General features: G+C 70.9%; 20 protein-coding genes. 10 read left to right on the forward strand and 10 right to left on the reverse strand.

Features of this window, described 5'->3' with window-relative positions; all coding sequences use genetic code 11:
• Window positions 1–35: 35 nt before the first annotated feature.
• Complete coding sequence (locus QRN27_RS10990; protein ID WP_285042274.1) at window positions 36–1769, reverse strand: NosD domain-containing protein; 1734 nt, start codon at window positions 1767–1769, stop codon at window positions 36–38.
• 129 nt (window positions 1770–1898) lie between these two features.
• Between QRN27_RS10990 and QRN27_RS10995 the strand changes: the two genes are divergently transcribed.
• A complete protein-coding gene (locus tag QRN27_RS10995; RefSeq protein ID WP_285042275.1) occupies window positions 1899–3149 on the forward strand; it encodes an acyltransferase family protein in 1251 nt (416 codons plus the stop codon).
• Here QRN27_RS10995 and QRN27_RS11000 read toward each other — a convergent pair.
• Both QRN27_RS11000 and QRN27_RS11005 read right to left on the reverse strand, forming a co-directional pair.
• Complete coding sequence (locus QRN27_RS11000) at window positions 3067–4167, reverse strand: hypothetical protein (protein ID WP_285042276.1); 1101 nt, start codon at window positions 4165–4167, stop codon at window positions 3067–3069. The two genes, QRN27_RS10995 and QRN27_RS11000, sit on opposite strands and share 83 nt — an antisense overlap.
• A 10-nt stretch (window positions 4168–4177) precedes the next feature.
• A complete protein-coding gene (locus tag QRN27_RS11005) occupies window positions 4178–4645 on the reverse strand; it encodes an NUDIX hydrolase (protein ID WP_285042277.1) in 468 nt (155 codons plus the stop codon).
• Between the two features lie 97 nt (window positions 4646–4742).
• On the opposite strand from QRN27_RS11005, the gene QRN27_RS11010 reads away from it, so the two are divergent.
• Window positions 4743–5747: an aldo/keto reductase gene (locus QRN27_RS11010; protein WP_285042487.1), complete on the forward strand. Its 1005-nt coding sequence runs from the start codon at window positions 4743–4745 to the stop codon at window positions 5745–5747.
• Window positions 5748–5987: 240 nt separating this feature from the next.
• On the opposite strand, the gene QRN27_RS11015 is transcribed toward QRN27_RS11010, so the two are convergent.
• A complete protein-coding gene (locus tag QRN27_RS11015) occupies window positions 5988–9461 on the reverse strand; it encodes a bifunctional proline dehydrogenase/L-glutamate gamma-semialdehyde dehydrogenase (protein ID WP_285042278.1) in 3474 nt (1157 codons plus the stop codon).
• An 88-nt stretch (window positions 9462–9549) separates the two neighbouring features.
• Between QRN27_RS11015 and QRN27_RS11020 the strand changes: the two genes are divergently transcribed.
• Both QRN27_RS11020 and QRN27_RS11025 read left to right on the forward strand, forming a co-directional pair.
• Window positions 9550–10443: a LysR substrate-binding domain-containing protein gene (locus QRN27_RS11020; RefSeq protein WP_285042279.1), complete on the forward strand. Its 894-nt coding sequence runs from the start codon at window positions 9550–9552 to the stop codon at window positions 10441–10443.
• A 121-nt stretch (window positions 10444–10564) separates the two neighbouring features.
• A complete protein-coding gene (locus QRN27_RS11025; RefSeq protein WP_285042280.1) occupies window positions 10565–11434 on the forward strand; it encodes an aldo/keto reductase in 870 nt (289 codons plus the stop codon).
• A 37-nt stretch (window positions 11435–11471) separates the two neighbouring features.
• On the opposite strand, the gene QRN27_RS11030 is transcribed toward QRN27_RS11025, so the two are convergent.
• Window positions 11472–12257 carry an IclR family transcriptional regulator gene (locus QRN27_RS11030; protein WP_285042281.1) on the reverse strand — a complete coding sequence of 262 codons (786 nt, stop codon included), beginning with the start codon at window positions 12255–12257 and terminating at the stop codon, window positions 11472–11474.
• 160 nt (window positions 12258–12417) lie between these two features.
• On the opposite strand from QRN27_RS11030, the gene QRN27_RS11035 reads away from it, so the two are divergent.
• Genes QRN27_RS11035 through QRN27_RS11045 form a run of 3 tightly spaced genes read left to right on the forward strand, consistent with a single transcriptional unit; the run spans window position 12418 to window position 15010 of the window.
• A complete protein-coding gene (locus QRN27_RS11035) occupies window positions 12418–13143 on the forward strand; it encodes a CoA transferase subunit A (protein ID WP_285042282.1) in 726 nt (241 codons plus the stop codon).
• A gap of 5 nt (window positions 13144–13148) precedes the next feature.
• Complete coding sequence (locus QRN27_RS11040) at window positions 13149–13841, forward strand: CoA transferase subunit B (protein ID WP_056780312.1); 693 nt, start codon at window positions 13149–13151, stop codon at window positions 13839–13841.
• Window positions 13838–15010 carry an acetyl-CoA C-acyltransferase gene (locus QRN27_RS11045; RefSeq protein WP_285042283.1) on the forward strand — a complete coding sequence of 391 codons (1173 nt, stop codon included), beginning with the start codon at window positions 13838–13840 and terminating at the stop codon, window positions 15008–15010. Before QRN27_RS11040 ends, QRN27_RS11045 begins: the two co-directional genes overlap by 4 nt.
• Before the next feature lie 27 nt (window positions 15011–15037).
• On the opposite strand, the gene QRN27_RS11050 is transcribed toward QRN27_RS11045, so the two are convergent.
• Both QRN27_RS11050 and QRN27_RS11055 read right to left on the reverse strand, forming a co-directional pair.
• On the reverse strand, window positions 15038–15607 hold the full coding sequence (locus QRN27_RS11050) for a dihydrofolate reductase family protein (RefSeq protein WP_285042284.1): 570 nt from the start codon (window positions 15605–15607) through the stop codon (window positions 15038–15040).
• Window positions 15608–15705: 98 nt separating this feature from the next.
• On the reverse strand, window positions 15706–17121 hold the full coding sequence (locus tag QRN27_RS11055; protein ID WP_285042285.1) for a glycoside hydrolase family 30 protein: 1416 nt from the start codon (window positions 17119–17121) through the stop codon (window positions 15706–15708).
• 168 nt (window positions 17122–17289) lie between these two features.
• Here QRN27_RS11055 and QRN27_RS11060 point away from each other — a divergent pair, with 168 nt between their 5' ends.
• Window positions 17290–17973: an NUDIX domain-containing protein gene (locus QRN27_RS11060; protein WP_285042286.1), complete on the forward strand. Its 684-nt coding sequence runs from the start codon at window positions 17290–17292 to the stop codon at window positions 17971–17973.
• A 205-nt stretch (window positions 17974–18178) separates the two neighbouring features.
• Here the strand turns inward: QRN27_RS11060 and QRN27_RS11065 are convergent, their stop codons facing one another.
• The 3 genes from QRN27_RS11065 to QRN27_RS11075 are packed head-to-tail and all read right to left on the reverse strand — an operon-like array spanning window position 18179 to window position 21331.
• Complete coding sequence (locus tag QRN27_RS11065) at window positions 18179–19507, reverse strand: M20/M25/M40 family metallo-hydrolase (RefSeq protein ID WP_285042287.1); 1329 nt, start codon at window positions 19505–19507, stop codon at window positions 18179–18181.
• Window positions 19504–20304, reverse strand: a complete 801-nt coding sequence (locus tag QRN27_RS11070) for a carbon-nitrogen hydrolase family protein (RefSeq protein ID WP_285042288.1) — start codon at window positions 20302–20304, stop codon at window positions 19504–19506. The genes QRN27_RS11065 and QRN27_RS11070 overlap by 4 nt, the downstream gene beginning before the upstream one ends.
• 58 nt (window positions 20305–20362) lie before the next feature.
• Window positions 20363–21331 (reverse strand): DMT family transporter, encoded by a 969-nt coding sequence (locus tag QRN27_RS11075; protein ID WP_285042289.1) that lies wholly within the window; start codon window positions 21329–21331, stop codon window positions 20363–20365.
• Between the two features lie 70 nt (window positions 21332–21401).
• Between QRN27_RS11075 and QRN27_RS11080 the strand changes: the two genes are divergently transcribed.
• Both QRN27_RS11080 and QRN27_RS11085 read left to right on the forward strand, forming a co-directional pair.
• The gene (locus QRN27_RS11080) at window positions 21402–22466 is read left to right on the forward strand and encodes a phosphotransferase family protein (protein ID WP_285042290.1); all 1065 of its coding nucleotides are present in this window, start codon (window positions 21402–21404) and stop codon (window positions 22464–22466) included.
• A gap of 299 nt (window positions 22467–22765) precedes the next feature.
• The gene (locus QRN27_RS11085; RefSeq protein ID WP_285042291.1) at window positions 22766–24454 is read left to right on the forward strand and encodes an ABC-F family ATP-binding cassette domain-containing protein; all 1689 of its coding nucleotides are present in this window, start codon (window positions 22766–22768) and stop codon (window positions 24452–24454) included.
• Window positions 24455–24519 lie beyond the last annotated feature (65 nt).

The raw sequence follows: 24519 nt of genomic DNA on the forward strand, positions 1-24519 counted from the left end.
GCGGGCTCTCGAACACCGAGGGCCCGCCCGTCTGTTCAGCTCAGGGTGGCCGAGCGCCAGGTGCCCTGGTCGTTCACCCACAGACGGCCGTTCCCGACGAGGAGGTCGCCCGACGCGCCGCCGTACGGACGGGCGAGCCCCATGTGCCTCGTCGACAGGTAGCTCGTGTTGGGCTGCGCGTTGGCGTGGGCGGTGTTCGTGACCTCCCAGCGGTTGCCGTACACCACCGAGCGCCCGGTCGACCCGAAGGTGTCGAGTCCGTACTCGCAGTCGCGGCCGGTGTTGGTGGCGATCGTGGCGCCTCCGCTGCAGTTGGCCACGGAGACGGCGACCCGGATGTGGTCGATCCGGTTCCCGGTGATCACGACGGAGCCGGGCCCCTCATGCAGCACGCCGAACCCGTGCGAGGTCGCGGAGCCGGTGATGGAGTTGTCGGCGATGACGGCGTCCTCGGCGAAGTAGGCGACGATGCCACCCACGGAGCCCGACCCGCGGGTGACCGTGATGCGATTGCCCGTGACGACCGGTTGCCTCGCCCGATCGAGGGAGATCCCGACGGGGCAGGTGCCGTCGGCGATGCGGACCACGTTGTCGGTGATGAGGGCGTCGCTGGCCCCGACGACGGTGGCCGACCCGGGCGCCCCCGCCGCCTGAGCCATGATCGCGGCGCTCGCGACCCCACGGACGTCGATGACGTTGTTCGCGACCACCGTCCCCCGGGCGTTCCGGTAGATCATGATGGGGCCGCGTTTCGGCGTCCAGGCCGACCCCTGGTCGTCGGCGGCCGCGCGGGTCCAGCGCACCGTGTTGGCGACCAGGGCGACGGAGCGGCTGTCGATGGCGGCGATGCCCCACCAGGTCGCGTCGGAGACGGTGTTGCCGGTGACCACCGTGTGGGCCATGCCCTCCACGGCGATGGACCGCCGGAACGGCCCGGTCACGACGTTCCCCTCGATCGTGACCAGGGAGTCCGCCCAGTCACCAGGCTCGGCCGCATACGCGGGCAGGCTCTCGGCGTGGATGCCGACGCGGGCGTCCGTCCCGGCCGCCGCCGAGACGACGTTGCCGACCACGGTGGCTCGAGCTCCCCAGACGGTGATGCCGTCGCCGCGGTCCTCTCCCGCCGATGAGGCGGAACCACGGCCCCCGCCCGAGCCGGTGACGTTCAGGATGTGGCACCCGGAGACGATCACCCCTTCGAACTCACCGGTCGGCTGGACGGCGACCCCGTTCTGGAAGCCGTCGACGGTGACCCCGCTGACGGTCACGTCGTCGGCCCAGATGCCGATGCCGGTGCTGCGGCCGCCGGTGGCTGGAACGGCCGGCCCGGTGTAGGTGATCCGGATGCCGGTGACCGTGCTGCCGTCGCCGACGAGTTTCAGTGCCGGCGCGGCGCTGACGCCACCCACGAACCGCAGCTCGCCATGCCCGCGGAGATGGATGCGACGCGGGATCCGGAGCGTCGCGTCGAGGGCGATGACGTCGCCACCGCGCACCACGACGGCGCTTCCGGCAGGGGCCGCGGCGAACCACGCGAGAACCGCCGCCGTGCTCACCGTCGCGCCGGTCGGGTCGATCCCCGGCCCTTCGAGGACGAGCTCGGCTGGCGACGAGGCCGGAACCGCGTCGGGGGCGGCGGGGGCGGGAGCCGGCTCGGGCGACGGATCCTCGCCGGGAGGGGTCGGAAGCGGATCCGCTGGTTCCGGGGTGTCCGGAGGCTCGGGGGTGTTCGTCGGTTCGGGGGTCGGTTCGGGAGGTACCGCGTCCATCCGCCGATCCGCGCGGCCGCTCGTCGAGATCGTCTTCACAGTTCATAGAGTACAGAAACATGAGGCACAGAAGCACTCTAGACTGACATTCCTGCGATGAACGTCGCCGCACGACCGACCAGGAGCACCATGACCTCGACCGCGGACCGCGAGCCCCCACCCGACCCGAGCCTCGAGGTCGCAACGCCACGCGCGGACCTCACCGCGTTCGCGGGTGCCCGGGCTCTCGCCGCCTGGTGGGTGGTCTTCTCCCACTCGGCCGACTGGCTGTTCAGCGTGCTGCCGGAACTCTCCTGGCTCGCCCCACTGGCGCACACCGGCCTCGCCGTCGACGTCTTCTTCGTGCTCAGCGGGTACTCGATCGCCCAGGCGTACGGCGCGAGGCGCTGGACCTGGCGCAGCTACGGCCGCTACCTCCGGAACCGCCTGGCGCGCCTGTACCCGGCACACGTGGCGGTTCTCCTCACCTTCCTGGCGCTCTGCCTCGGCGGGGCACTCGTCGGCATCGATTCCGAACCCGGCGCGTTCCCGCCCGTCGGCATCCTCGCCGAGCTCACGCTGACCCGCGCCTGGTTCGGCGACGCACTGTGGTGGAACCCGCCGGCCTGGTCGCTGTCCGCCCAGTTCCTCGCCTTCCTCCTGTTCCCGGTGATGGCCCTGGCGATCCGCGGTCGGTCCAGGCGTCGATCGACCACGGCCCTGCTCGTCCTCGCCGGCGCGACGATCGCGGTGTCGACGCTCATGGCCGGGCTCGCGCCGTCGGCCATGAACGGCATGGCGCCCCCGGTCGTCCGCGTGCTGTGCGGCTTCGCGCTCGGCGTCTGCGTGGCGCAGCTGACCTCACGGCTCCCGGCCACCGTCCACGCGGCGTGGGTCGCCGCGGGTGGCGGCCTCGGGCTCCTGATCGCCGCAGTCGTCCTCGAACCCGGCGCCCCGCGCGCGTGGGCGGCGATCACCTTCGCTGCGATCGTCGTCGGCGGTCTGGCGGTCGCGAGTCCCCGGACGACCGCCGCGTTGCGGAGTCGACCGGCGCAGGTGCTCGGGCGGTTGTCGTTCAGCACCTACCTCGTGCACGTGTTCGTGCTCATCCTGCTGGCGAAGACGATCACGCCGGCAGCGGTCGGCGCGTTCCCCCTCCTCCTCCGCGCGATCGTCCTCCTGGTCTGGTTCGGGTCGATCCTCGGCGCGTCATGGCTCCTCCACACCCTCGTGGAGGCACCAGCCCATCGGAAGCTCGCGGCGCCCCGGCGAGACCACGATGGCAACCTCGAGCGCCCGTCCGGCGGGCAGCGGTCGGTCAGGCGTTCGGACGAGGGAGCGGACGCCTCGCAGCCCGGACGCCACCGGCGACTCGCTGAGGGAGACGGAGCGCGGCACTGACGAACGCGAGCACGGCGACCCCGAGCGACACCCACAGCACGATCCACGCCGAGTCGGTCGACGGGCCGAGGAGCAACGACGCCGCGGCCTCACCGACCCCGCCGGAGATGACCGTCGCGATCGCGACGATGAACGCGAGTCGGGCCGCGCCGAGCAGGACGAGGGCCACGCCGGCTCCGACGACCGCACCCATGGCCCCCGCTGCCACGGTCCGGCTCGGGTCGCGACGCCCGAGGAGCAGGAGGACCACCCCGAGCACGAGCAGCCCGGGGGCGAGCCACGGCGACCATCCCGCGGTCGTCTCGATCGCCCGGACCACGCCGAGCACCGGCGCGACCTGATCGGCCGGGACGACATCGACCACACGGTCGACCTCCGGGATCTGCGCGGCGAACCCGAAGCCTGCGTCGACGAGCCAGCCGCGCGTCGCGGAGACGATCGGACCGAGCTGGATCCCGAGCCCCTGCTCGGCGGAGACGTCGATCACCGCACCGTCGGCTCCGGACACCCCCGCGACGAGCTGCTGGTGGGTGACCCGCAGGGCGTCCGTCCAGGCGGTCGCGAAGGCGGGTGACGCCGCGAACTCGGCCACGTTCCGCCGCAGCACCTCGCGCAACGCGTCGGCGGTGTCGCCGCCGATCGCGCCGAGAACCTCCGAGATCGCGGGCGGGAGGCCGAGCGCTGCGGCGAGGTCCGACGAATTCGCCGCGGCCGCATCGAGGTCGACCTGGCTCTCGAGCGCGGCGAGCGCCTGCTCACCGACGAAGGCCTGCACCGCCGGCTCCGTGGCGAGCGGGGCGAGGGTGTCGACGAAGGCGTCCGTGTCCCGGAGCAGGGTGTCGGCCCAGGTGCTCATGAGGGCGACGGGGATGAGCAGCGCGCCGATCAGGATCGCGACGGTGCCGAAGAAACCCCACGCTCCCGCGCCGCGCCGCACGGGTCGTTCGACCGCCTCCGCACGGAGCGCGTCGAACGTCACGAACTCGTTGTGGGCGTTGGACGATCGTGAATCGGTCACGCGCCCGAGTCTACGAGTCGGTGTCGCCGTGCCGCCCGGCTCCCCGACGCCGGCCGATCGCTTCGACCGCCGCCCGGGTGGAGACCGTCACGCGCTCGGGCAGGTGGTCGAGCGGGAACCAGCGCAAGCCGCCGTGCTTGTCCGGCTCGCGGAGCTCCGGTTCCCCCTGCGACGCTTCCGCGAGGTACACGGGCGAGATCCAGTGCTGTTGCAGCCGTTCCTCGAAGTGGTCGACGACGCAGAGCAGCTCGACGGGCCCGAGCTCCAGGCCGGTCTCCTCGCGGGTCTCGCGGCGGACGGCGTCCTCGAGGCGTTCCATCCAGTCGACCTTGCCGCCCGGGATGCCCCAGGACCCGGCCTCGGGCTCCCGGAGGCGTTCGAGCAGCAGGATCCGGCCGTCGCGGACGATGGCCGCACCGCATCCGGATTGCGGCTGGGGCGCGGGCGCGATCGGGTCTGGCGACGAGGTGGACGGCATCAGCTCACGCTAGTCCACGTCGCCCCTGTCGTCACCGTGAACGGTCACGGTACGCTGACACCGGCACCACGACGATTCGATGATGAAAGCGCAGACCATGCCCTACGAAGCAGCCGAAACCCGATACGACGACATGACCTACCGCCGCGTCGGCCGCAGCGGACTGCGCCTCCCCGCGCTGTCCCTCGGCCTCTGGCACAACTTCGGCGAGAGCCGCAGCATCGAGGTGCAGCGCGCGATCGTGCGTCGCGCCTTCGACCTCGGGATCACCCACTTCGACCTCGCCAACAACTACGGCCCGCCCGCCGGTTCCGCCGAGACCGCCTTCGGCAAGATCTTCTCCGACGACCTGGCCGCGCACCGCGACGAGATCATCATCACCTCGAAGGCCGGCTACTACATGTGGCAGGGCCCCTACGGCGAGTGGGGCTCCCGCAAGACCATGCTGTCGTCGCTCGACCAGAGCCTCACGCGTATCGGCGTCGAGTACGTCGACGTGTTCTACTCGCACCGTCCCGACCCGGAGACGCCGATCGAGGAGACCATGAGCGCGCTCGCGTCGGCCGTGCAGTCGGGCAAGGCCCTGTACGCGGGCATCTCGAACTACTCGCCCGAGCAGACCGTCGCCGCAGCGGCCGCGATCCGCGAGTTCGGCGTGCCGCTGCTCGTGCACCAGCCCCGGTACTCGATGTTCTCCCGCGAGGTCGAGGACGGCCTGCTCGACACCCTTGACGGCCTCGGTCTCGGTGCCGTCGTGTTCAGCCCGCTCGCGCAGGGCATGCTGACCGACCGCTACCTCGGTGGCTCGGTGCCGTCGGACTCGCGTGCGGCGACGAGCCACTTCCTCAACGAGGAGTCGATCACCGACACGTACCTCGAGCGCGCCCGCGGCCTGCAGGCGATCGCTGAGGAGCGCGGTCAGACCCTCGCGCAGCTCGCGCTGTCGTGGGTGCTGCGTCGGAACACGGTGACGTCCGCGATCATCGGTGCCAGCTCGGTCGAGCAGCTCGAGGGCAACTACGCGGCGATCCACCGTCTCGACTTCGACGACGCCGAGCTCGCCCGCATCGACGAGTTCGCCGTCCACGGCACCCTCCGCTGACGCCACTTCCCCTTCCCTGACCCCTTCACCGTGTCCCTAACTCAGGACGTCCCCGGCGTGTCGCGCCCATCCGAGCACGCCCGGCGCCAACACGCCCAGCTCGTCCTGAGTTAGGGACAAGATCGACGCGACGGGTCCTCCGTCCACAACTCAGGACGGTCGCGGTGTGTCGCGCAGAACGCCCCGGCGTGTCGAGATGACACGCCGGGGCGTTCCTGAGTTGGGGAAGCAGCGGTCGGGTCAGATGAGCTCGTCCGAGAGGTGGTTCGGCGTGCCGAAGCGGTGCGCCGTGATCGAGACCGCCTGCTCCTGGAGGAACGGGAGCAGCTCGATGCGGCCGGCCTCGGTGACGTCGCCCGCGTAGATCGCGACGTCGGGGCTGCCGGAGGTCGCGTGTGCGACGCCCTCCGTGGTGCCACCGATGATCCGCACCCGCGCACCCGCCTTCGTCCCGACGAGCGACGAGGCCGTCACGTACCAGCGGTCCTCGCTCTCGACGGTGATCGTGCCGGTGATCGCCTCGACGGCGGGCACGAGCTTCGGTGCCAGGGCCACGGCGGACGACACGTGCACGGTCGCACCAGCGGTCGCACCGGCGGCGACGACACGGAGCAGCTCGGCGACGGACCCGCCGTCGACCAAGCGCACGTGGACCTCACGCGGGACGTAGCGGAACACGTTGCGCTCAGCCGTCAGCTTCGAGACGTCCTTCGCGACACCGAACTCCTCGGCCCACGCCGCCGTGTCACTCACGACCGACCGACGCAGGAACGCGAACTCCTCGGCGGGCAGCACCGCGTCGGCGGCACGCAGCAGCGAGGCGACGACGGGCTTCGGGCCGCGACGCTCCGCGGAGCGACCGACGGTGCGCTCGGCCGTGCTCTCGGCGCTCGACCACGAGCCGAGCCCGATGAGGTAGTTCGGCCCACCGGCCTTGGTCCCGGCACCGACGGCCGACTTCTTCCACCCGCCGAACGGCTGCCGCTGCACGATCGCGCCGGTGATGCCGCGGTTCACGTACAGGTTGCCGGCCTGGATGCCGTCGAGCCACACGCGCAGCTCCGCGGGGTTGAGCGAGTGCAGACCGGCGGTGAGGCCGTAGTCGATCTCGTTCTGGATCGCGATGGCCTCCTCGAGGGTCTCGGCCGTCATGACGCCGAGGATCGGGCCGAAGTACTCGGTGAGGTGGTACTCGGAGCCGCGCGCGACGCACGCACGGACACCCGGGCTCCACAGCTTGCCGCTGTCATCGAGCTGCTTCGGCTCGACGAGCCACGACTCACCGGCACCGAGCGTGGTCAGGCCGCCGAGCAGCTTGCCCTTCGCGGGCTCGATGATCGGGCCCATCTGCGTGGTGGGGTCGACCGGGTAGCCGACCTTCAGCGAGGTCACCGCGTCGACCAGCTGGTGACGGAACCGGCGCGAGGAGGCGACCGACCCCACGAGGATCACGAGCGACGCCGCCGAGCACTTCTGGCCGGCGTGACCGAAGGCCGAGGCGACGACGTCCTTGACGGCGAGGTCGAGGTCGGCGCTCGGCGTGACGATGATGGCGTTCTTGCCCGAGGTCTCGGCGAGCAGCGGCAGCTCGGGACGGAAGGACCGGAACAGCTCCGCCGTCTCGTAGCCACCGGTGAGGATGACGCGCTCCACAGCGGGGTGGGCGATGAGGCGCTCACCGAGCGAGTTGTCGGCCAGCTGCGCGAAGCGGAGGACCTCACGCGGCACCCCGGCCTCCCACAGCGCCTCGATCATGACGGCACCGCTGCGGCGGGCCTGGCGGGCGGGCTTGATGATGACGGGCGAACCTGCGGCGAGCGCCGCGAGGGTCGAACCGGCCGGGATGGCGACGGGGAAGTTCCACGGCGGGGTGACCACCGTGAGCTTCGCCGGGGTGAAGGTCGCGCCGTCGACGTGGTCGAGTTCGCGCGCCCGCTCGGCGTAGTAGTGGGCGAAGTCGATCGCCTCGGAGACCTCTGGGTCGGACTGGTCGAGGGTCTTGCCGGTCTCTGCGGCCATGACCTCCATGAGGTCGGCGCGGCGCTGCTCGAGCACATCTCCGGCGCGGTGCAGGATGACCGCGCGCTCGGCTCCGGAGAGCGATCCCCACGCGGCGCCGGCAGCCGTCGCACCGTCGATGACGGCGTCGAGGGCTTCGGTGCTGTCGAGGATGGAGGCTGCGACGGTGTCGTTCCCGAGCCGCGAGTCGGCGACGCGGGTGAGGATGTCGCGTCCCCACACCCGGTTGGCGGGGAGCGAGGGGTCGGTGTCGGGGGTGTTCTCGAACGCGTCGGCGGGCGAGGCCTCGGCCGGCTTCGTGCGGTTCTGCTGGCGGTTGGGCGCGGGGACGGTGGTGTCGAGCTCGGCGAGGGAGGCGAGGAACCGCTCCTGCTCGCGGGCGAACAGGGTCTCGTTCTCGCTCAGCTCGAACACGGCGGACATGAAGTTGTCCTGGCTCGCGCCCTCCTCCAGGCGGCGGATGAGGTAGGCGATCGCGACGTCGAACTCCTGCGGGTGCACGACCGGCGTGTAGAGCAGCAGCTCGCCGACGTCGCGCTTCACGGCCTCGGCCTGGCCCTGCGCCATACCGAGCAGCATCTCGAACTCGACCCCGCGCTCGACACCACGCTGCTTCGCGAGCAGCCACGCGAACGCGATGTCGAACAGGTTGTGGCCGGCGACGCCGATGCGCACGTTGTCGATGCGGTCGGGGTGCAGGGCGTACTCGACGACGCGCTTGTAGTTGGTGTCGGAGTCCTGCTTCGTCGACCAGGTGGCGAGCGGCCAATCGTGGAGGGAGGCCTCGACCTGCTCCATCGGCAGGTTGGCGCCCTTGACGATGCGCACCTTGATGCCCGCGCCGCCCGCGGCCCGACGACCGGCCGACCACTCCTGCAGTCGGATCATCGCCGACAGGGCGTCGGGCAGGTAGGCCTGGAGCACGATGCCGGCCTCGAGGTCGTGGAACTGCGGGAGGTCGAGGAGCTTCGTGAAGACCGCGATGGTGAGGTCGAGGTCCTTGTACTCCTCCATGTCGAGGTTGATGAACTTGTTCGGGCTGGCCTTGGCGGCACGCTCGAAGAGGGGTGTGAGGCTCGTGACGACGTGGTCGACGGCTTCGTCGAACGCCCACACCGAGTGGGGGCTGACCGTGGAGGAGACCTTGATCGACACGTAGTCGACGTCGGGACGCGCGAGGAGCTTGTGGGTGCCCTCGAGGCGACGCGCCGCCTCACCGGTGCCGAGGACGGCCTCGCCGAGCAGGTTCACGTTCAGGCGGGTGCCGGGGGTCTTGATCTTCGCGATCGCCGGACCGAGCTTCTTGTCCGTCGCATCGACGACGAGGTGGCCGACCATATTGCGGAGCACCTTGCGCGAGATGGGGATGACGACGCCCGGGAGGATCGGGGCGAACGCGCCACCGCACCGGACGGCCGCCTTGAGGTACCAGGGCAGGAACGCGGGCACCTTCGGCGCGATGGTCTGCAGGGTGCGGGCGGCGACGCGGAGGTCCTCGGGGCGGACGACACCGTCGACGAACCCGACGGTGAACTCGAGACCGGTCGGGTCCTTCAGCACACCGGCGAGCTGCTGGGCTGAGGCGTCGGCGGGGATCGTCGAGGCGGTCTGGAGCCAGCGGCGGACGAGGGCGATCGCGTCGGTTGCGAGGGCGTCGCGGTCGAGCTGCTGCGTCGATGCAAGAGTGTCGGTCATGGTGCCAGTATCAGTGGCAGGACGCATAAGATACAGCGAAGGTTTTCGAACGATACGCATCGGCTGAGCCGATGGATTGGAGTCCGCCGTGCTGGACGTCCGCCGCCTCCGACTCCTCCGCGAACTGCGGATCCGGGGCACCATCGCCGAAGTGGCCACGGCCCTCAACTTCAGCCCGTCCTCGGTGTCGCAGCAGTTGTCGGTGCTGGAACAGGAGACGGGCGTCGAGCTGCTCCGCAAGGTCGGTCGCCGCGTGCAGCTCACACCGCAGGCCGAGATCCTCGTCGGACACACCGACGCCCTCCTCGACACCCTCGAACGGGCGGAGGCCGACCTCGGCGCGTCGCTCACGACGGTGTCGGGCACCATCCGCGTCGCCGTGTTCCAATCGGCGGCACTCGCGCTCATGCCCGTGGCCCTCAGCGCCATGCGCCGGGATCACCCGCAGGTGCGGGTCGAGATGGTGCAGCACGAACCGGAGACGGCTCTCGCGGAGACCTGGGCGCGCGACTTCGACGTGGTCGTCGCGGAGCAGTACCCCGCGCACGCCGCCCCACGGCACCCCGGTCTCGACCGCCGGCAGCTCGCGACGGACCCGATCCGCCTCGCCTGCCCACCGGTCGCGAACGAGATCCACCCGGTTCTTCGCATCGAGGACGCCGCCGACCTGCCCTGGGTGATGGAGCCGCACGGCGCCGCGTCGCGCCACTTCGCCGAGCAGCTGTGCCGTCGCGCCGGATTCGAGCCCGACGTCCGCTACCAGACCGCCGACCTGCAGGCGCAGATCCGGCTCATCGAATCGGGGAACGCGGTCGCCCTGATCCCCGACCTCCAGTGGGCCGGGCGCGAGGCGAGCTGCCGCCTCGTCGACCTGCCCGACCTCCCCGAGCGCACCATCTTCACCTCGGCGCGCGAGTCGGGTGTCGCGAGGCCGGCGATCGTCGCCTTCCGCGAGGCCCTGGAGGCCGCCGCGACGAACTGAGCCCGTCGACAAGCCCAGGGACCGGACAGCGAGCGCGGAGGAGCCGTGCACGCAAGGGGGGTGCAACTCCCAGCCTCCGGTGCTTCGCTGGAACTCCCGCATTCTCCGAAGGAGCACACGTATGACCGACACCACCGCTCGTCCCGCAACCGCCGCCGGCACCTTCGACCTGGGTGGCGACCTCACGGTCAACCGCCTCGGCTACGGCACCATGCAGCTCACCGGCGAGGGCGTCTGGGGCGAACCCGACGACCGCGACGGCGCCATCCGTCTCATCAAGCGAGCCGCCGAGCTCGGCGTGAACTTCTTCGACAGCGCCGACGCGTACGGCCCCGACGTCACCGACACCCTCCTCCGCGAGGCACTGCACCCCTACGACGACATCGTGATCGCCACGAAGGTCGGCCAGACGCGTCAGGGCCCCGGCGAATGGACGCCCACCGGCGTCCCCGCGTACCTCCGCCAGCAGGTCGAGCTCGGCCTCCGTCGCCTCGCGGTCGACCGCATCGACCTCCTGCAGCTGCACCGCATCGACCCGACCGTGCCGTTCGAGGACCAGATCGGCGAACTCCGCAAGCTCCAGGACGAGGGCAAGATCCGCCACATCGGGCTCAGCCAGGTGAGCGTGGCCGATGTCGAGGCCGCCCAGCAGATCGCCCCGATCGCGTCGATCCAGAACCTCTACAACCTCACGGACCGTTCCTCCGAGGACCTCCTCGACTGGTCGACCGAGCACGGCGTGGCCTTCATCCCGTGGTTCCCGCTGGCCACCGGCGCCCTGAGCAAGCAGGACGGCCCGCTCACGCAGCTCGCCGAGCGCCACGACGCGACGCCCTCTCAGCTCGCGCTGGCCTGGCTGCTGAAGCGCTCGCCCGTGATGCTGCCGATCCCCGGCACCTCGAGTGTCGAGCACCTGGAGGACAACCTGCAGGGCGCGACCATCGAGCTCACCGACGACGAGTTCGAGGAACTCTCCGCCGTCTCGGAGTAGCGCTCCCACCGCCCTTCGACAGGCTCAGGGACCGGGGTCAGCGCAGCCGCTTCGACAGCTCGTGGGCCTGCTCGAGGAGCAGCCCGCCGAGGAACGCCTGGCGCTCAGGCCGGAACCGGGATTCGATCCCGGTGAGACTGAGCGCCCAGGCGGGCTTCCCCGCGGCATCGAAGACCGCGGCGCCCATGCCCCAACTGCCCTCCAGGATGAGTGCCGGGTTCACCGCGTACCCGCGCTCCCGCGTCTCCTGGATCCGCTCCCGCACCCGGCCGGCAGCGTGGGCCTCGCCCCATCGCTCGACGAGGTCGGCGCGCGCGAGGTAGTCGTCGATCTCCGCGTCGGTCGAGAACGCGAGGATTGCGAGCCCCGCCGAGGCCACGCCTAGCGGGAACCGGACCCCCTCCGTGAGCACGAAGGAGCGCACCGGGAAGCTGCCCTCCTCGCGCAGCAGGCAGACGGTCTCGAAGCCGCGACGCACCGACAGGAACGCGCTCTCCCCGCTCTCGTGGGCGAGGATGCGGACGCTCTCCCGGGCGAGCTCGGCGACGTCGTAGCGTTCGGCGGCGAGCGAGCCGAGGAGGAACAGTTCGGGTCCGAGGTGCCAGCGCGCCGCCCGGGCGTCGTGATCGAGGAACCCTTCGGCCGCGAGCGAGGCGAGCAGGCGGTGCGCCGTCGGCCTCGTCAGGCCGGCCGCCGCCGCCACGGCCGAGGACGACGCCCCACCGGGGTGCTCCGACACGATCTTCAGGATGCGGCTCACGCGTGAGACGACCTGCGCGCCGCGCATCGCCTCAGCCACCTCGCACCACCCGATTGTCCACATGGTGAGCCTACGCCGCAGTCGGGACCACGTCATGAGCGAATCCGGGATCGGGCCCGACACCACCTTTGACAGCGCAGGACGGCTGTGACTGACTACCAGAGAGACGAACGGCCACCACCACCATGTGGGCAGGCCGGTCCGCCATCCACGAAGGAGTGACATGACGAAACGCTGGTCGAGTGCCGCAGAAGCGCTGCACGAGGTCGTCCAGGACGGCGCCACCATCGCGGTCGGGGGGTTCGGTCTGAGCGGCAACCCGATCGACCTCATCGAAGCGCTGCGGGACACCGGCGCCACCGACCTCACGATCGTCTCCAACAACATGGGCGTCGACGGCAAGGGCCTCGGCATCCTGCTGGAGAACCGTCAGGTGCGGAAGGTGGTCGCCTCCTACGTCGGCGAGAACAAGCTCTTCGCCAAGCAGTTCCTCGACGGTGAGCTGGAGGTCGAGTTCACGCCGCAGGGCACCCTCGCCGAACGGCTGCGCGCGGGCGGTGCGGGCATCGCCGGGTTCTACACGAAGACCGGCGTCGGCACCCCCGTCGCGGAGGGCAAGCCGACGGAGGTCTTCGACGGCGAGACCTACGTGCTCGAACGGGGCATCGTCGCCGACGTGGCACTCGTGCACGCCTTCCGCGCCGACCGCGAGGGCAACCTCGTCTTCCGGCACACGGCGAGGAACTTCAACCCCATCGTCGCGACCGCCGGCCGCCTGACGATCGCGGAGGCGGAGGAGGTGCTCGAGGACGGCTACCTCGACCCGAACGCCGTCGTCACCCCCGGCATCTACGTCCAGCGCCTCGTGACGGCGACGCCGCGGGTCAAGGACATCGAACAGCGCACGGTGCGACCCGCCGCCGCGACGAGCGAAGCAGCGAGGAACTGATCATCATGTGGACGAGAGACGACATGGCCGCGATCGCGGCGACCGAACTCCACGACGGCGAGTACGTGAACCTCGGCATCGGCATCCCGACGCTCGTCGCGAACCACGTCCCGCCCGGGGTGCACGTCACCCTGCAGAGCGAGAACGGCCTGCTCGGCATGGGCCCGTTCCCGATCGAGGGCGAGGAGGACGCCGACCTCATCAACGCGGGCAAGCAGACCGTCACGCTGCTCGACGGCGGCAGCTACTTCGACTCGGCGACCTCGTTCGGCATGATCCGCGGCGGCCATGTGCAGCTCGCGATCCTCGGGGCGCTGCAGGTCTCGGGCGCCGGGGACCTCGCGAACTGGACCATCCCGGGCAAGCTCGTCAAGGGCATGGGCGGCGCGATGGACCTCGTCGCCGGGACGCCGCGGGTCGTCGTCGTGACCGAGCACGTCGCGAAGGACGGCAGTCCGAAGATCGTCGCGGCGTGCGATCTGCCCCTGACCGGCGTCGGTGTCGTCGACCGGATCATCAGCGACCGTGCCGTGTTCGATATCGTCGAGGGGGCGCTCGTACTGCGAGCGTTCGCCCCCGACACGAGCGTCGACGAACTGCGCTCGCTGACGGGCGCGGAGTTCACCGTCGAACTCGATCCCACCACCACCGGCGGCGTGCCGACCGCACCCGCCACGCCTCAGGAGGCACGCGCATGAGCACCGTCATCGTCGGGTACGCCCGCACCCCGTTCGTGAAGTTCAACGGCGCGCTCGCGTCCGTCCCCGCCACCGAGCTCGGTGCCCACGCGATCCGTGCCGCGCTGTCCCGTGCGGGGGTCGACGCCACCGACGTGCAGCAGGTCATCGGCGGGCAGGTCCTCCAGGGCGCCGCGGGCCAGAACCCCGCCAGGCAGTCCGCCGTCGGTGCCGACATCCCCTTCACCGTCCCCGCCATCACCGTCAACGCCGTGTGCCTCTCCGGTATGGAGGCGATCGTCACGGGCACGCGCCTGATCGACGCCGGCGAGGTGGACGTCGTCGTCGCACTCGGCCAGGAGTCGATGAGCCTCGCCCCGCACGCCTGGTCGGGCTCGCGCGCCGGCAAGCGGTACGGCGCCATCGAGCTCATCGACACCCTCGACCACGACGGCTTGACCGACGCCTTCGAGCACCGCTCGATGGGGTCGTCGACGGAGGAGCGCAACGGCTCGCTCGGCATCGCGCGCGCCGAGCAGGACGCGTGGGCGGCCGGGTCGCACCAGCGCTTGGCGGCCGCCGCGGACATCCAGGCCGAGGAGATCGAACCGTTCTCCGTGTCTGGCCGGAAGGGTCCGACGGTCGTGAGCGCCGACGACGGCCTCCGTGCCGACACGACCGCCGAATCGCTCACTGGACTCCGGCCGGCGTTCGGTGGCGAAGGCACCATCACCGCGGGCAACTCCTCGCAGATCACCGATGGTGCCGCTGCGGTCGTCCTCATGAGCGAGGAGGCGGCCGCCGCCCGCGGGCTCACCCCGATCGCCCGGGTCGTCGCGCACGCGCTCGTCGCCGGTCCCGACGTCGGCCTGCACGCCCAGCCGTCGAACGCGATCCTCGCGGCCCTCGCGAAGACCGCGCTCACGACGAAGGACCTCGCCGCGGTCGAGATCAACGAGGCGTTCGCCGCCGTGTCGGTGTACTCGACGACGGAGCTCGGCGTCGACCCGGCGATCGTGAACGCGAACGGCGGCGCGATCGCCCTCGGTCACCCGATCGGTGCGTCCGGCACGCGGATCGTCGGACACCTCGCCCGCCGGCTCGCGGCCGTCGGGCCGGGTGCCGTGGGTGCAGCCGGCATCTGCGGCGGTGGCGGCCAGGGCTCCGCGATCGTCCTCGAGGCCGTCTAGCCGGAGCGTGCGGCCGGCTCGGTCTCCTCAGACGGGATCGCCGGTGACGGCGTAGCGGAGGTGGACGACACCGGCCGCGAACCGGCGCTGGTCGACGAGCTCCAGACGCCGCCGGAGGTTGGCCGGCAGCGCATGCAGGCCGCCGCCGACGATCACCGGCGTGAGGAAGAGCTGCACCTCGTCGACGAGCCCGGCGGCCATCGCCTCCGCCGCGAGGTTGGGGCCACCGACGCTGAGGTCTCGGTCCGACTCCGCCTTCCAGCGACGCACGGCCTCGGGGTCGAACGACCGCTCAAGGCGGGTCCTGCTCGTGGAGACCGCGTCGAGCGTCGTCGAGTAGACGACCTTGTCCGCGGCCAGCCACATCGCGGCGAAGTCCGTGATCTCGGCCGGTTCATCCGGGAGCTCGTCCGCGGTCTCCCAGAACGTCATGATCTCGTACATGCGACGACCGAAGAGGTAGGTGCCGATCGGTCGCGCGAGCTCGTTGACGAAGGCGTGCACCTCGGCGTCGGGCGCGCTCCAGTCGAAGCGACCCTCCTCATCGGCGAGGTAACCGTCGAGCGAGCTGATCGCCGAGTAGATGAGCCTGCCCATGAGTCCTCCGTCGCCGATGCCGGTACGCCAGAGGCTAGGCCGCCGTCACGACCGAGCACAAGGGTCTCCGCACCGGCCGATCCGTGTGCTCGCGCCGATCAGGCCGACGGGATGACGAGGGTCGCGAAGGAGTCGGCCGGCAGTGTCGGGGTGATGACGTCGCCGCCGATCACGATCTGGACGGGCAGCGGTTCGGCGAGGTCGTTCTGCATCACGAGCACGACACCGCCGTCCGGGTTGCGGAACGCGAGCAGGTTCTCGTGCCCGGTCCAACTCATCGTCGCGAGACGCTGCGCGCCCGGCTGCAGGAAGTGCCCCAGGTGCCGCATGAGGAAGTACTCGTGCGTGTACCGGAACGTGCCCTGCTCGGGGTCGACGACGACGAGCGAGTTCTGCGCCCACCCCCACCGGCTGACGCCTCCCTCGGTGAGCGCGAGATTCCAGTAGGTGTAAGCCTGCGCGCCGTGCGTGAAGAAGTGACGCATGAGCCCCCAGCTGTACCGGGCGAACCGCCAGTCGTTTCGACCATCGCCGCACTCCTGCTCGGTCTGGTACAGCGCCAACTCGGGATGCGCGTGGTGCACGGCGGCGATCGCCCCCTTGCCGGCCCATTGGAATCCGACCCCCTGCACCCACGGGCCTGCCGCGGGGTCGGCGAGCACGGTCTCGATCTGCGCGTCGTGCGGCCGCTCCTCGGTGCCGAGGAACACGCGCACCCCCAGCCGGTCCATCTCCGGCCCGAGCACGGCGATGAAGCGGGCGAGTCCCTCCGCCGTCCAGACGCAGCTCGGGAACACCTGCGCCGAGTTGAACTCGTTCTGCGGCATCACCATCTCGACCCGGATGCCCTCCTCGCCGTAGGCCTCGACGAAGCGGGCGAAGTAGCGCGCGTACGCCTCGAGGTACCGGTCCTCGAGGATGAACATGTCCGTCCCCTCGGCACCCAGCTGGTCGTCGCGGATGCCGTTGTCGACGTCGGACCCGTCCCAGGGGCGCGCGGCGGCGTAGTGACCGTTCGTCTTCATCCACGTCGGTGGGCTCCACGGCGACGCCCAGAGCCGCAGGTCACCGCGGTACCGCTGTGCCGCCTGGATGAACGGCACGAGCGTCGCGCGGTCGTGGTCGATGCTGAAGTGCTCGAGCGCGAAGTCGCCGTCGACCTCGTCGTAGGAGTACCAGTCGGTGGAGAAGTCGTTGGCACCCACGGGCATGCGGCAGAGCGAGAGGTTGAGCCCGGCGCCAGGGGTGAAGAGGTCCGACAGGATGCCTTCGCGGTCCTCCTCGGACAGCAGCCCGAGCGCCGTCCAGCCGAGCTCGTTGAAGCATCCGCCGATGCCGTCGACCGTCTGCCTGGGCGAGGTCGTGTCGACGATGACGTTCGGCATGCCCGTCACGCGGCCGAAGGCGAGCGGCGGCTGCTCCTGCCAGGGTGCGTCCTGGGTGGTGACGACCCACGAGACCGCCCGCGCGTCCGTGACCGCGGTTCCGGGGTTGGCGGGGCTGCTGCTCGTCATCGAGTGCCTTTCGACGGGGGTCCCCCATGGACCACGACCGGTGCTCACACCAGTATGTTGCAGAATCCGCGAAAACCGAAGAGTGTTCTGCATTGGGTTGCCGCCGGCGCAGCGCACGCGGGCTCGGCGCCCGTGGAACGACTCGCGCAACCGCCCTAGGCTCGGAACATGCCCGACTCCCCCGCACCCCGCCCGCCGCAACCCGGAGCCGAGCTCCCCGACGCCCGCGGGCGCACCGGTCTGCACCGCACCGGCCTCGACCTCACCGGCAACCCGCGGGTCCAGGTGACCGATGTCGAGCTGGTCGCCGCCGCATGGCACGTGCTGCGCCGGACCACCCTCCGAGTGCAGGACCGCTCGGGCGCCTGGTCCGTCCAGCAGCGGGAGACCTACGACCGCGGCAACGGCGCGACCATCCTGCTGTACCACGGGGACTCGCGGAAGGTCCTCCTCACCAGGCAGTTCCGGTACCCGGCGTACGTCAACGGCCACCCGACCGGCGAGCTCATCGAGACCGCCGCCGGCCTCCTCGACGACGACGACCCCGAGACCGCCGTAGCCCGCGAGGCGCTGGAGGAGACCGGGTTCGCGGTCGAGGCCGTCGAGCACGTCTTCGACGCCTTCATGAGCCCGGGCTCCGTCACCGAACGACTCCACTTCTACGCCGCGGAGTACGACCCGGCCGCCCGCTCGGGCGACTGGGGCGGGCTCGCCGAGGAGGGCGAGGAGATCGAGCTGCTCGAACTCGACATCGACGACGCCATCGCACGGATCGGTGTCGACATCATCGACGCGAAGACGATCATGCTCCTCCAGTGGGCGAGGCTGACCGGCCCCTTCGCCGAGCGCTGAGCAGCGGTGCCCGGCCCCTGAGCAGCACCTCGCCGGTCCCAGAGCCGCACTCCGCCGGTCCCTGGGCTTGTCGAAGGGCACCCATCCGCCCCGCCCTTCGACAGGCTCAGGGACCGGAATGGGGACCGCCCTTCGACAGGCTCAGGGACCGAGATGGGGACCGCCCTTCGACAAGCTCAGGGACCGCGATGGGCCCAGCGGGCCGTCAGGCCGAGCGGATGATGTCCGTGAGCACCGCACAGCCGAAGTCCAGCGCGTCGAGCGGCACGCGCTCGTCGACCCCGTGGAACATCCCGGGGAAGTCGAAGTTCGCGGGGAGCCGGAGCGGGATGAACCCGTACCCGATGATCCCCAGGCGACTGAGAGCCTTCGCGTCGGTGCCTCCGGGGATGAGGTGCGGCAGCACGGTCGCGCCGGGGTCGTGGCGTTCGATGGCGGCCTCGATGACGGACACGAGCTCCCCGTCGTTCGGTGACTCCATCGCGATGAGTTCCAGCTCGACCTCGATCTCGACCTCGGCGCCGGCGGCCTCCCGGAGACGCGCGAGCACTTCGTCGCGTTGGCCGGGCAGGAACCGCGCGTCGACCGTCGCCGTCGCCGACTCGGGGATCACGTTCTCCTTGTAGCCGCCGGAGATCATCGTGACGTTCGCCACGTTCTGCAGGCCGGCGCGGAGCCGCGACGCGCTGGGGCCGACGAGCGCGGCCAGGTCGAAGGGCGACAGCTCGGGGGCGGCACCGGTCAGTTCCCGGAGTCGCTGGAACAGGTGCGTCGTGGTCTCGGTGAAGGACACCGGCCAGTCGAGCGCACCGATGCGCCCGACGGCGGCGGCGAGCTTCACGATCGCCGAGTCGCGGCTCGCGAGGGACGCGTGACCGGCGGCTCCGTGTGCCGTCAACCGCAGCCACAAGACGCCCTTCTCGCCGGTGTTGAGGAGGTAGGCACGGCTGTCGGCCCGGGCTCCGAGTGCGACGCTGTACCCGCCACCTTCACTGATCGCGTGACCGACCCCGGCGAACTGCTCGGGGTGGTTCTCGACCATCCACTGCGAGCCGAGCACGCACCCGGCCTCCTCGTCGGCGAAGAACGCGAGGACGACGTCCCGTTCGGGCTGCTCGCCGGCGGTGACCATGCGTCGCACCGCGGCGACGATCATCGCCACCATGTTCTTCATGTCGACGGCGCCTCGGCCCCAGAGCATGCCGTCGGCGATCTCTCCGCCGAACGGGTCGACGGTCCACGCCGCCGCGTCAACGGGCACGACGTCGAGGTGTCCGTGGAGCAGCAGGCCTGGGAGGCTGCGGTCCCGGCCCGGCCAGCGGGCGATGAGGTTGGTCCGGCCGGGTTCCGCCTCGAAGCGTTCGCAGACGATCCCGACCTCACCGAGCAGGCGTTCGACGAGGTCAGCGGCGCGGGACTCGCCGACCGCGCGCCCGCCTCCGTAGTTGGAGGTGTCGATCCTGATGAGGTCGCGGGTGATCGACACGACCTCGGACAGGGCGGCAGGGTCGGCGACGCGCACGTCCGGGCTCATTCCGCGGTCCGCGGGACCACGGTGAACCGGCGGTTGGCGAGCGAGGGCACTCGCGCCCGGACGTCGTCGAGTCTGGCCGGGTCGAGCTCGGCGAAGATCACGCCGGGTGCCTCGCCGGCTGACGCGATGACGACGCCCGCGGGGTCGACGACGATCGAGTTGCCCGTCGCGAGCGGCCCCGTCTGGTTGGCGCTGACGACGTAGGCGGTGTTCTCGATCGCCCTGGCGCGGACGAGCGTGGTCCACGTGTCCTCCTTGCCCGGGCCGACGATCCACATGGCGGGCAGCAGGATGACGTCGGCCCCGGCGTCGACCAGGCGTCTGGCGCTCTCGGGGAAGCGGAGGTCGTAGCAGGTGAAGGCGCCGAAGCGGAGGCCGCCCAGCTCGAGGACGAACGGTTCGGTGATCTCGCCGGCGGCGATGCCGTCGCTCTCGGCGTACCCGAAGGCGTCGTAGAGGTGCACCTTGCGATACGTCGCGACGATCTCGCCCTCCGCGTCGATGGCCACGAGCGTGTTGTAGGGCAGCCCGCCCGGGTTCGCCTCGATGGTGCCGACGACGGTCGGGAGGGAGCGCGCGGCTGCCGCGGCTGCGACACCCGTGATGAACGGCCCGTCGAGAGGTTGAGCGATCGCGGCGAGCACGCTCGGCGGCTCGGACGTCGCGTACCCGCTCATCTCCGGGAGCACGAGCAGCTCGGCTCCACCGGCGGCGGCTTCGCCGAGGAGCGCGACGACGCTGGCGAGGTTCTCGTCGGTGTCCGTTCCGGCGGAGAACTGCCCGGATGCGATGCGCATGTGAATCCTCGTTCCGTGGTGGGGACGCCGACCGGCGGGGTGCGGCCGTCCAGCCACCCTATGCCGAGATCGGTGCGGGGCGCCGCCTGATCCGGAGCCTGCCCTGGCTCACGAGGATGCCGAGGACGACGATCACGCCACCGACGGGTTCGTTCCAGTGGAGGACCTCGCCGAGCACGAGGATGCCGAGCACGACGCCGACGAGCGGCGTGAGGTAGGTGACGGTCGACGCCGCGGTCGCGCCCCAGGAATCGACGATCATCGTCATCCAGATGTACGCGACGCCGGTACCGAGCGCGCCAAGCGCGAGCATGCTGGCGACGACCGGGAGGTCGAGTGACACCGGCTGCATCGCGATGAACGGGGAGAGGACGAGCATGATGACGGCGGCGAGGGATATCTCCATCGCCGAGATGACGACGGCGTCGTAGTTATGGGTGCCGAGGACGAACTTGCGCAGGTAGACGAAGGCGGTGCCGTAACAGAGGGTCGCCCCGAGGCAGGCGAGCTGCGCGGGCACGGACTCCAGGATCGCCGGGTCGCCGAGCACCCGCCAGGGGCCGACGACCATGGCGACGCCGAGCGCTCCGACGAAGATGCCGAACACCTGCAAGCCGTTGAGCCGTTCCTTCGGGAGGAACAGGGCGCCGACCGCGAGCGTCATGATGGGCGTCGTCGCGTTGAGGATGCTGGAGAGCCCGGACGGCAGGAACTGCCCCGCCCAGGAGAACAGCAGGAAGGGGGCGACGCAGAGGAACACCGAGACGACCGCGAGGTGCGCCCACAGTCGTCGCTCGCGCGGCCAGCGTCGTCGGGTGACGGTCATGATGATGCAGAGCGTGATGGCGCCGAGCAGCACCCGGGACAGCGCGACCTGCGACGGCGAGAGGCCGGTCAGCCCCGTCTTCATGAAGAGGAAGCTGGACCCCCAGATGAGCGCGGCGCCGAGATAGGCGAACAGCACCCTGCGGGATCCCGGTGCGACGAGCACGGTGACGCGGGTGGTCGGTGCTGCGGCGCTGCTCATCGTGCTCCCTCGAGTCGGACGACTCAGCTTGGCACGAGCCGCCGACGCCGCGTGGCGCTACCGTGGGCGGATGAGCCGTTCCCCCTCCCCCAGTTCCACCCTGGTCGCCCTCGCAGAGCACTGGGCGGCCGAGCGGCCGGCCATGCAGCCGGGTAGCCCCACCATCACGATGCTCGGGGAGGGCACCGCGAACGAGGTGGCCGCCGTGGAACTCGACGGCGGCGAGCGCGCCATCGTGAAGGTCTCGCCCGCGGAGGCCGAGGGCCTCACCTACGAGCGGAAGCTCATGCACACGGAGGCCCTTGCGCTCCGCATCCTCGGCCGCGCTGACGTCCCGCAACCGGAGATCGTCCTCGCAACCGACCTCGACGGCCGCGACGCCCTCATCATGACCGAACTCACCGGCCGTCCGGCGAACAGCACCGAGACCGTCCCGCTCGCGCGCGACGTGATGGGACGGACCCTCGCCCGCCTCCATGCCGCCGGTCGCACACCGTTCCACGTGGAACCAGGCGACGACGAGGATGCCGCACTCTCCCCCGCCAACGGACTCGAGGACGGGAACCGGTTCGGGTATCCGTTCCGCCCTGAGCTGCAGGCGCCGACGGCGGGCGAGGCGTACCGGACCCTCCTCGACGCGGTCCTCGCGGACGCCGCGCGCTTCGAGGTGGATCTGCCGGTCGACGCCGCTCGGCTCATCGGGCTCGTCGACGAGGCACTCCCGGCGTTCGATGCCGTGACCGAGGCGACCCTCGTGCACTTCGACCTCTGGGACGGCAACCTCCTGATCATGCCCGAGCACGGCGCTGAGGCCGCCCAGCTCACCGGGGTCATCGACCACGAGCGTGCGCACTGGGCGGACCCGACCGCCGACCTCGTCTCGCTCGCCCTGTTCACCGACGTCCCCGCGACGATCGCCGACGACGCCGAGCTGCTCCGCACCTACCGGGAGGAGTCCGGCCACGAGCTCCTCCCCGACGAGTCGGCGTGGACCCGCGCTCGGCTCTGGTCGCTGTACCTCGCGGTGATCATGGTGGTGGAGGGCGTCCCGCGCGGCTACGAGGGCGACTGGTTCGTCGAGCACGACGCCACCGTCCGCACCTGGATCGTCGACATCGCCGCTTCCCTCGCCTGACGGTCCCTGAGCCCCCCTCGGTCCCTGAGCTTGTCGAAGGGCGGTCCCTGAGCCTCCCCCTTCGGTCCCTGAGCCTGTCGAAGGGCGGTCCCTGAGCCTCCCCCTTCGGTCCCTGAGCTTGTCGAAGGGCGCGCGTGCACTTCGACAAGCTCAGTGACCGGGACACCAGCTCGGTGACCAGGAGTTGCGCGCGGCCGAATCGCCCCGGCTAGACTGGTCGGCTCGCCAGGCGGTGGGCGGCCTCGCACATCGACGCGGGGTCCGTTCGGGAGCGATCGGCTCCCCGGGGAGTGCACACCATGGGCTACATCGACGTCAGCGATCTCAGTTACACGCTGAGCGACGGGCGGACGCTGCTGGACGAGGTGTCGTTCCGCGTCGGCGAAGGCGCGATCGCCGCGCTCATCGGGGCGAACGGTGCCGGCAAGACGACCCTCCTCCGGATCATCCGCGGCGAACTGCACCCGGATTCCGGCGTCGTGTCCATCGACGGCGGGCTCGGGGTCATGGACCAGTTCGTCGGGCGGGGCGACGACGACCGTACGGTGCGCGACCTCCTCGTGCAGGTCGCGCCGCCGCGGGTCCGGGCGGCTGCCGAAGCGGTCGACCGTGCCGAGCTCGCACTCATGGAGGACGACGTCGAGGCCACGCAGATGGCGTACGCCACGACCCTCGCTGAGTACGCCGACGCCGGCGGCTACGACCAGGAGGTGCTCTGGGACAGCTGCAGCGAGGCCGCACTCGGCGTCCCCTACGATCGCGCGCAGTGGCGGACGCTCGGCACGCTCTCCGGCGGCGAGCAGAAACGGCTCGTCCTCGAGGCGCTGTTCCGTGGCCCGGAACAGGTGCTGCTCCTCGACGAGCCCGACAACTCCCTCGACGTCCCCACGAAGCGCTGGTTGGAGGGGATGCTCGCCGAGACCCGGAAGACCGTCCTCCTCGTCTCCCACGACCGCGAACTCCTGGCGCAGGCCGCGACGCGGATCATCACGCTCGAGGTCGGAGCGGCAGGGAGCACAACGTGGACGCACGGCGCGAGCTTCCGCAGTTATCACGAGGCCCGCGAGGCACGGCTCGACCGACTCGACGAGCTCCGCCGGCGCTGGGACGAGGACCGCGTGAAGCTGCGTGCTCTCGTCCTTCGACTCCGCGAGCAGGCCAAGTTCAACGACTCGATGGCTTCCCGCTACCGGGCCGCACAGACCCGACTCGCGAAGTTCGAGGAGGTCGGTCCGCCGGAGGAGCGCCCGAAGGACCAGCAGGTCACGATGCGACTGCGCGGTGCCCGCACCGGTCGACGCGCGCTCGTGTGCTCTTCGCTCGAACTCACCGGGCTCATGCAGCCCTTCGACGCGGAGATCTGGTTCGGCGAGCGCATCGGCGTGCTGGGGTCGAACGGTTCGGGCAAGTCCCACTTCCTCCGGCTGCTCGCCGGGGGCGGGACCGACCCGGATCCGGGTGCCGGCCATCTGGCAGCGGCCGGTGGCTCACTCGAGCCGGTCCTGCACGACGGTGTCGCGAAGCTGGGCGCCCGCGTGCAGCCGGGGTGGTTCGCGCAGTCGCATCGGCATCCGGAGCTTCTCGGCCGGACCCTGCTCGACATCCTGCATCGGGGTGACGAGCATCGAACGGGCCTGCCGCGGGAGGCCGCGAGCCGGGTCCTCGACCGCTACGGCCTCGCCGCCGCCGCGGAGCAGTCGTTCGAGTCGCTCTCCGGTGGTCAGCAGGCACGATTGCAGATCCTGCTCCTCGAGCTGTCGGGCGCGACGCTGCTCCTCCTCGACGAACCGACCGACAACCTCGACCTCGTCTCGGCGGAGGCACTCGAGCAGGGGCTGGAGGGCTTCGAGGGCACGGTGATCGCGGTGACCCACGATCGCTGGTTCGCGCGCGGCTTCGACCGGTTCCTCGTCTTCGGCTCCGACGGTCGAGTCCAGACCTCCGACGAGCCCGTCTGGGAGGAGACGCGGGTCGATCGCGCACGGTAGCCGGCGACTCGTGCAGGACCCCCTGCATGAGTCGCGGGGTTGGTCAACCCACCGTCATCCCAGGG

It is taken from the genome of Plantibacter sp. LMC-P-059a (assembly GCF_030209505.1).
GTDB lineage: Bacteria > Actinomycetota > Actinomycetes > Actinomycetales > Microbacteriaceae > Plantibacter.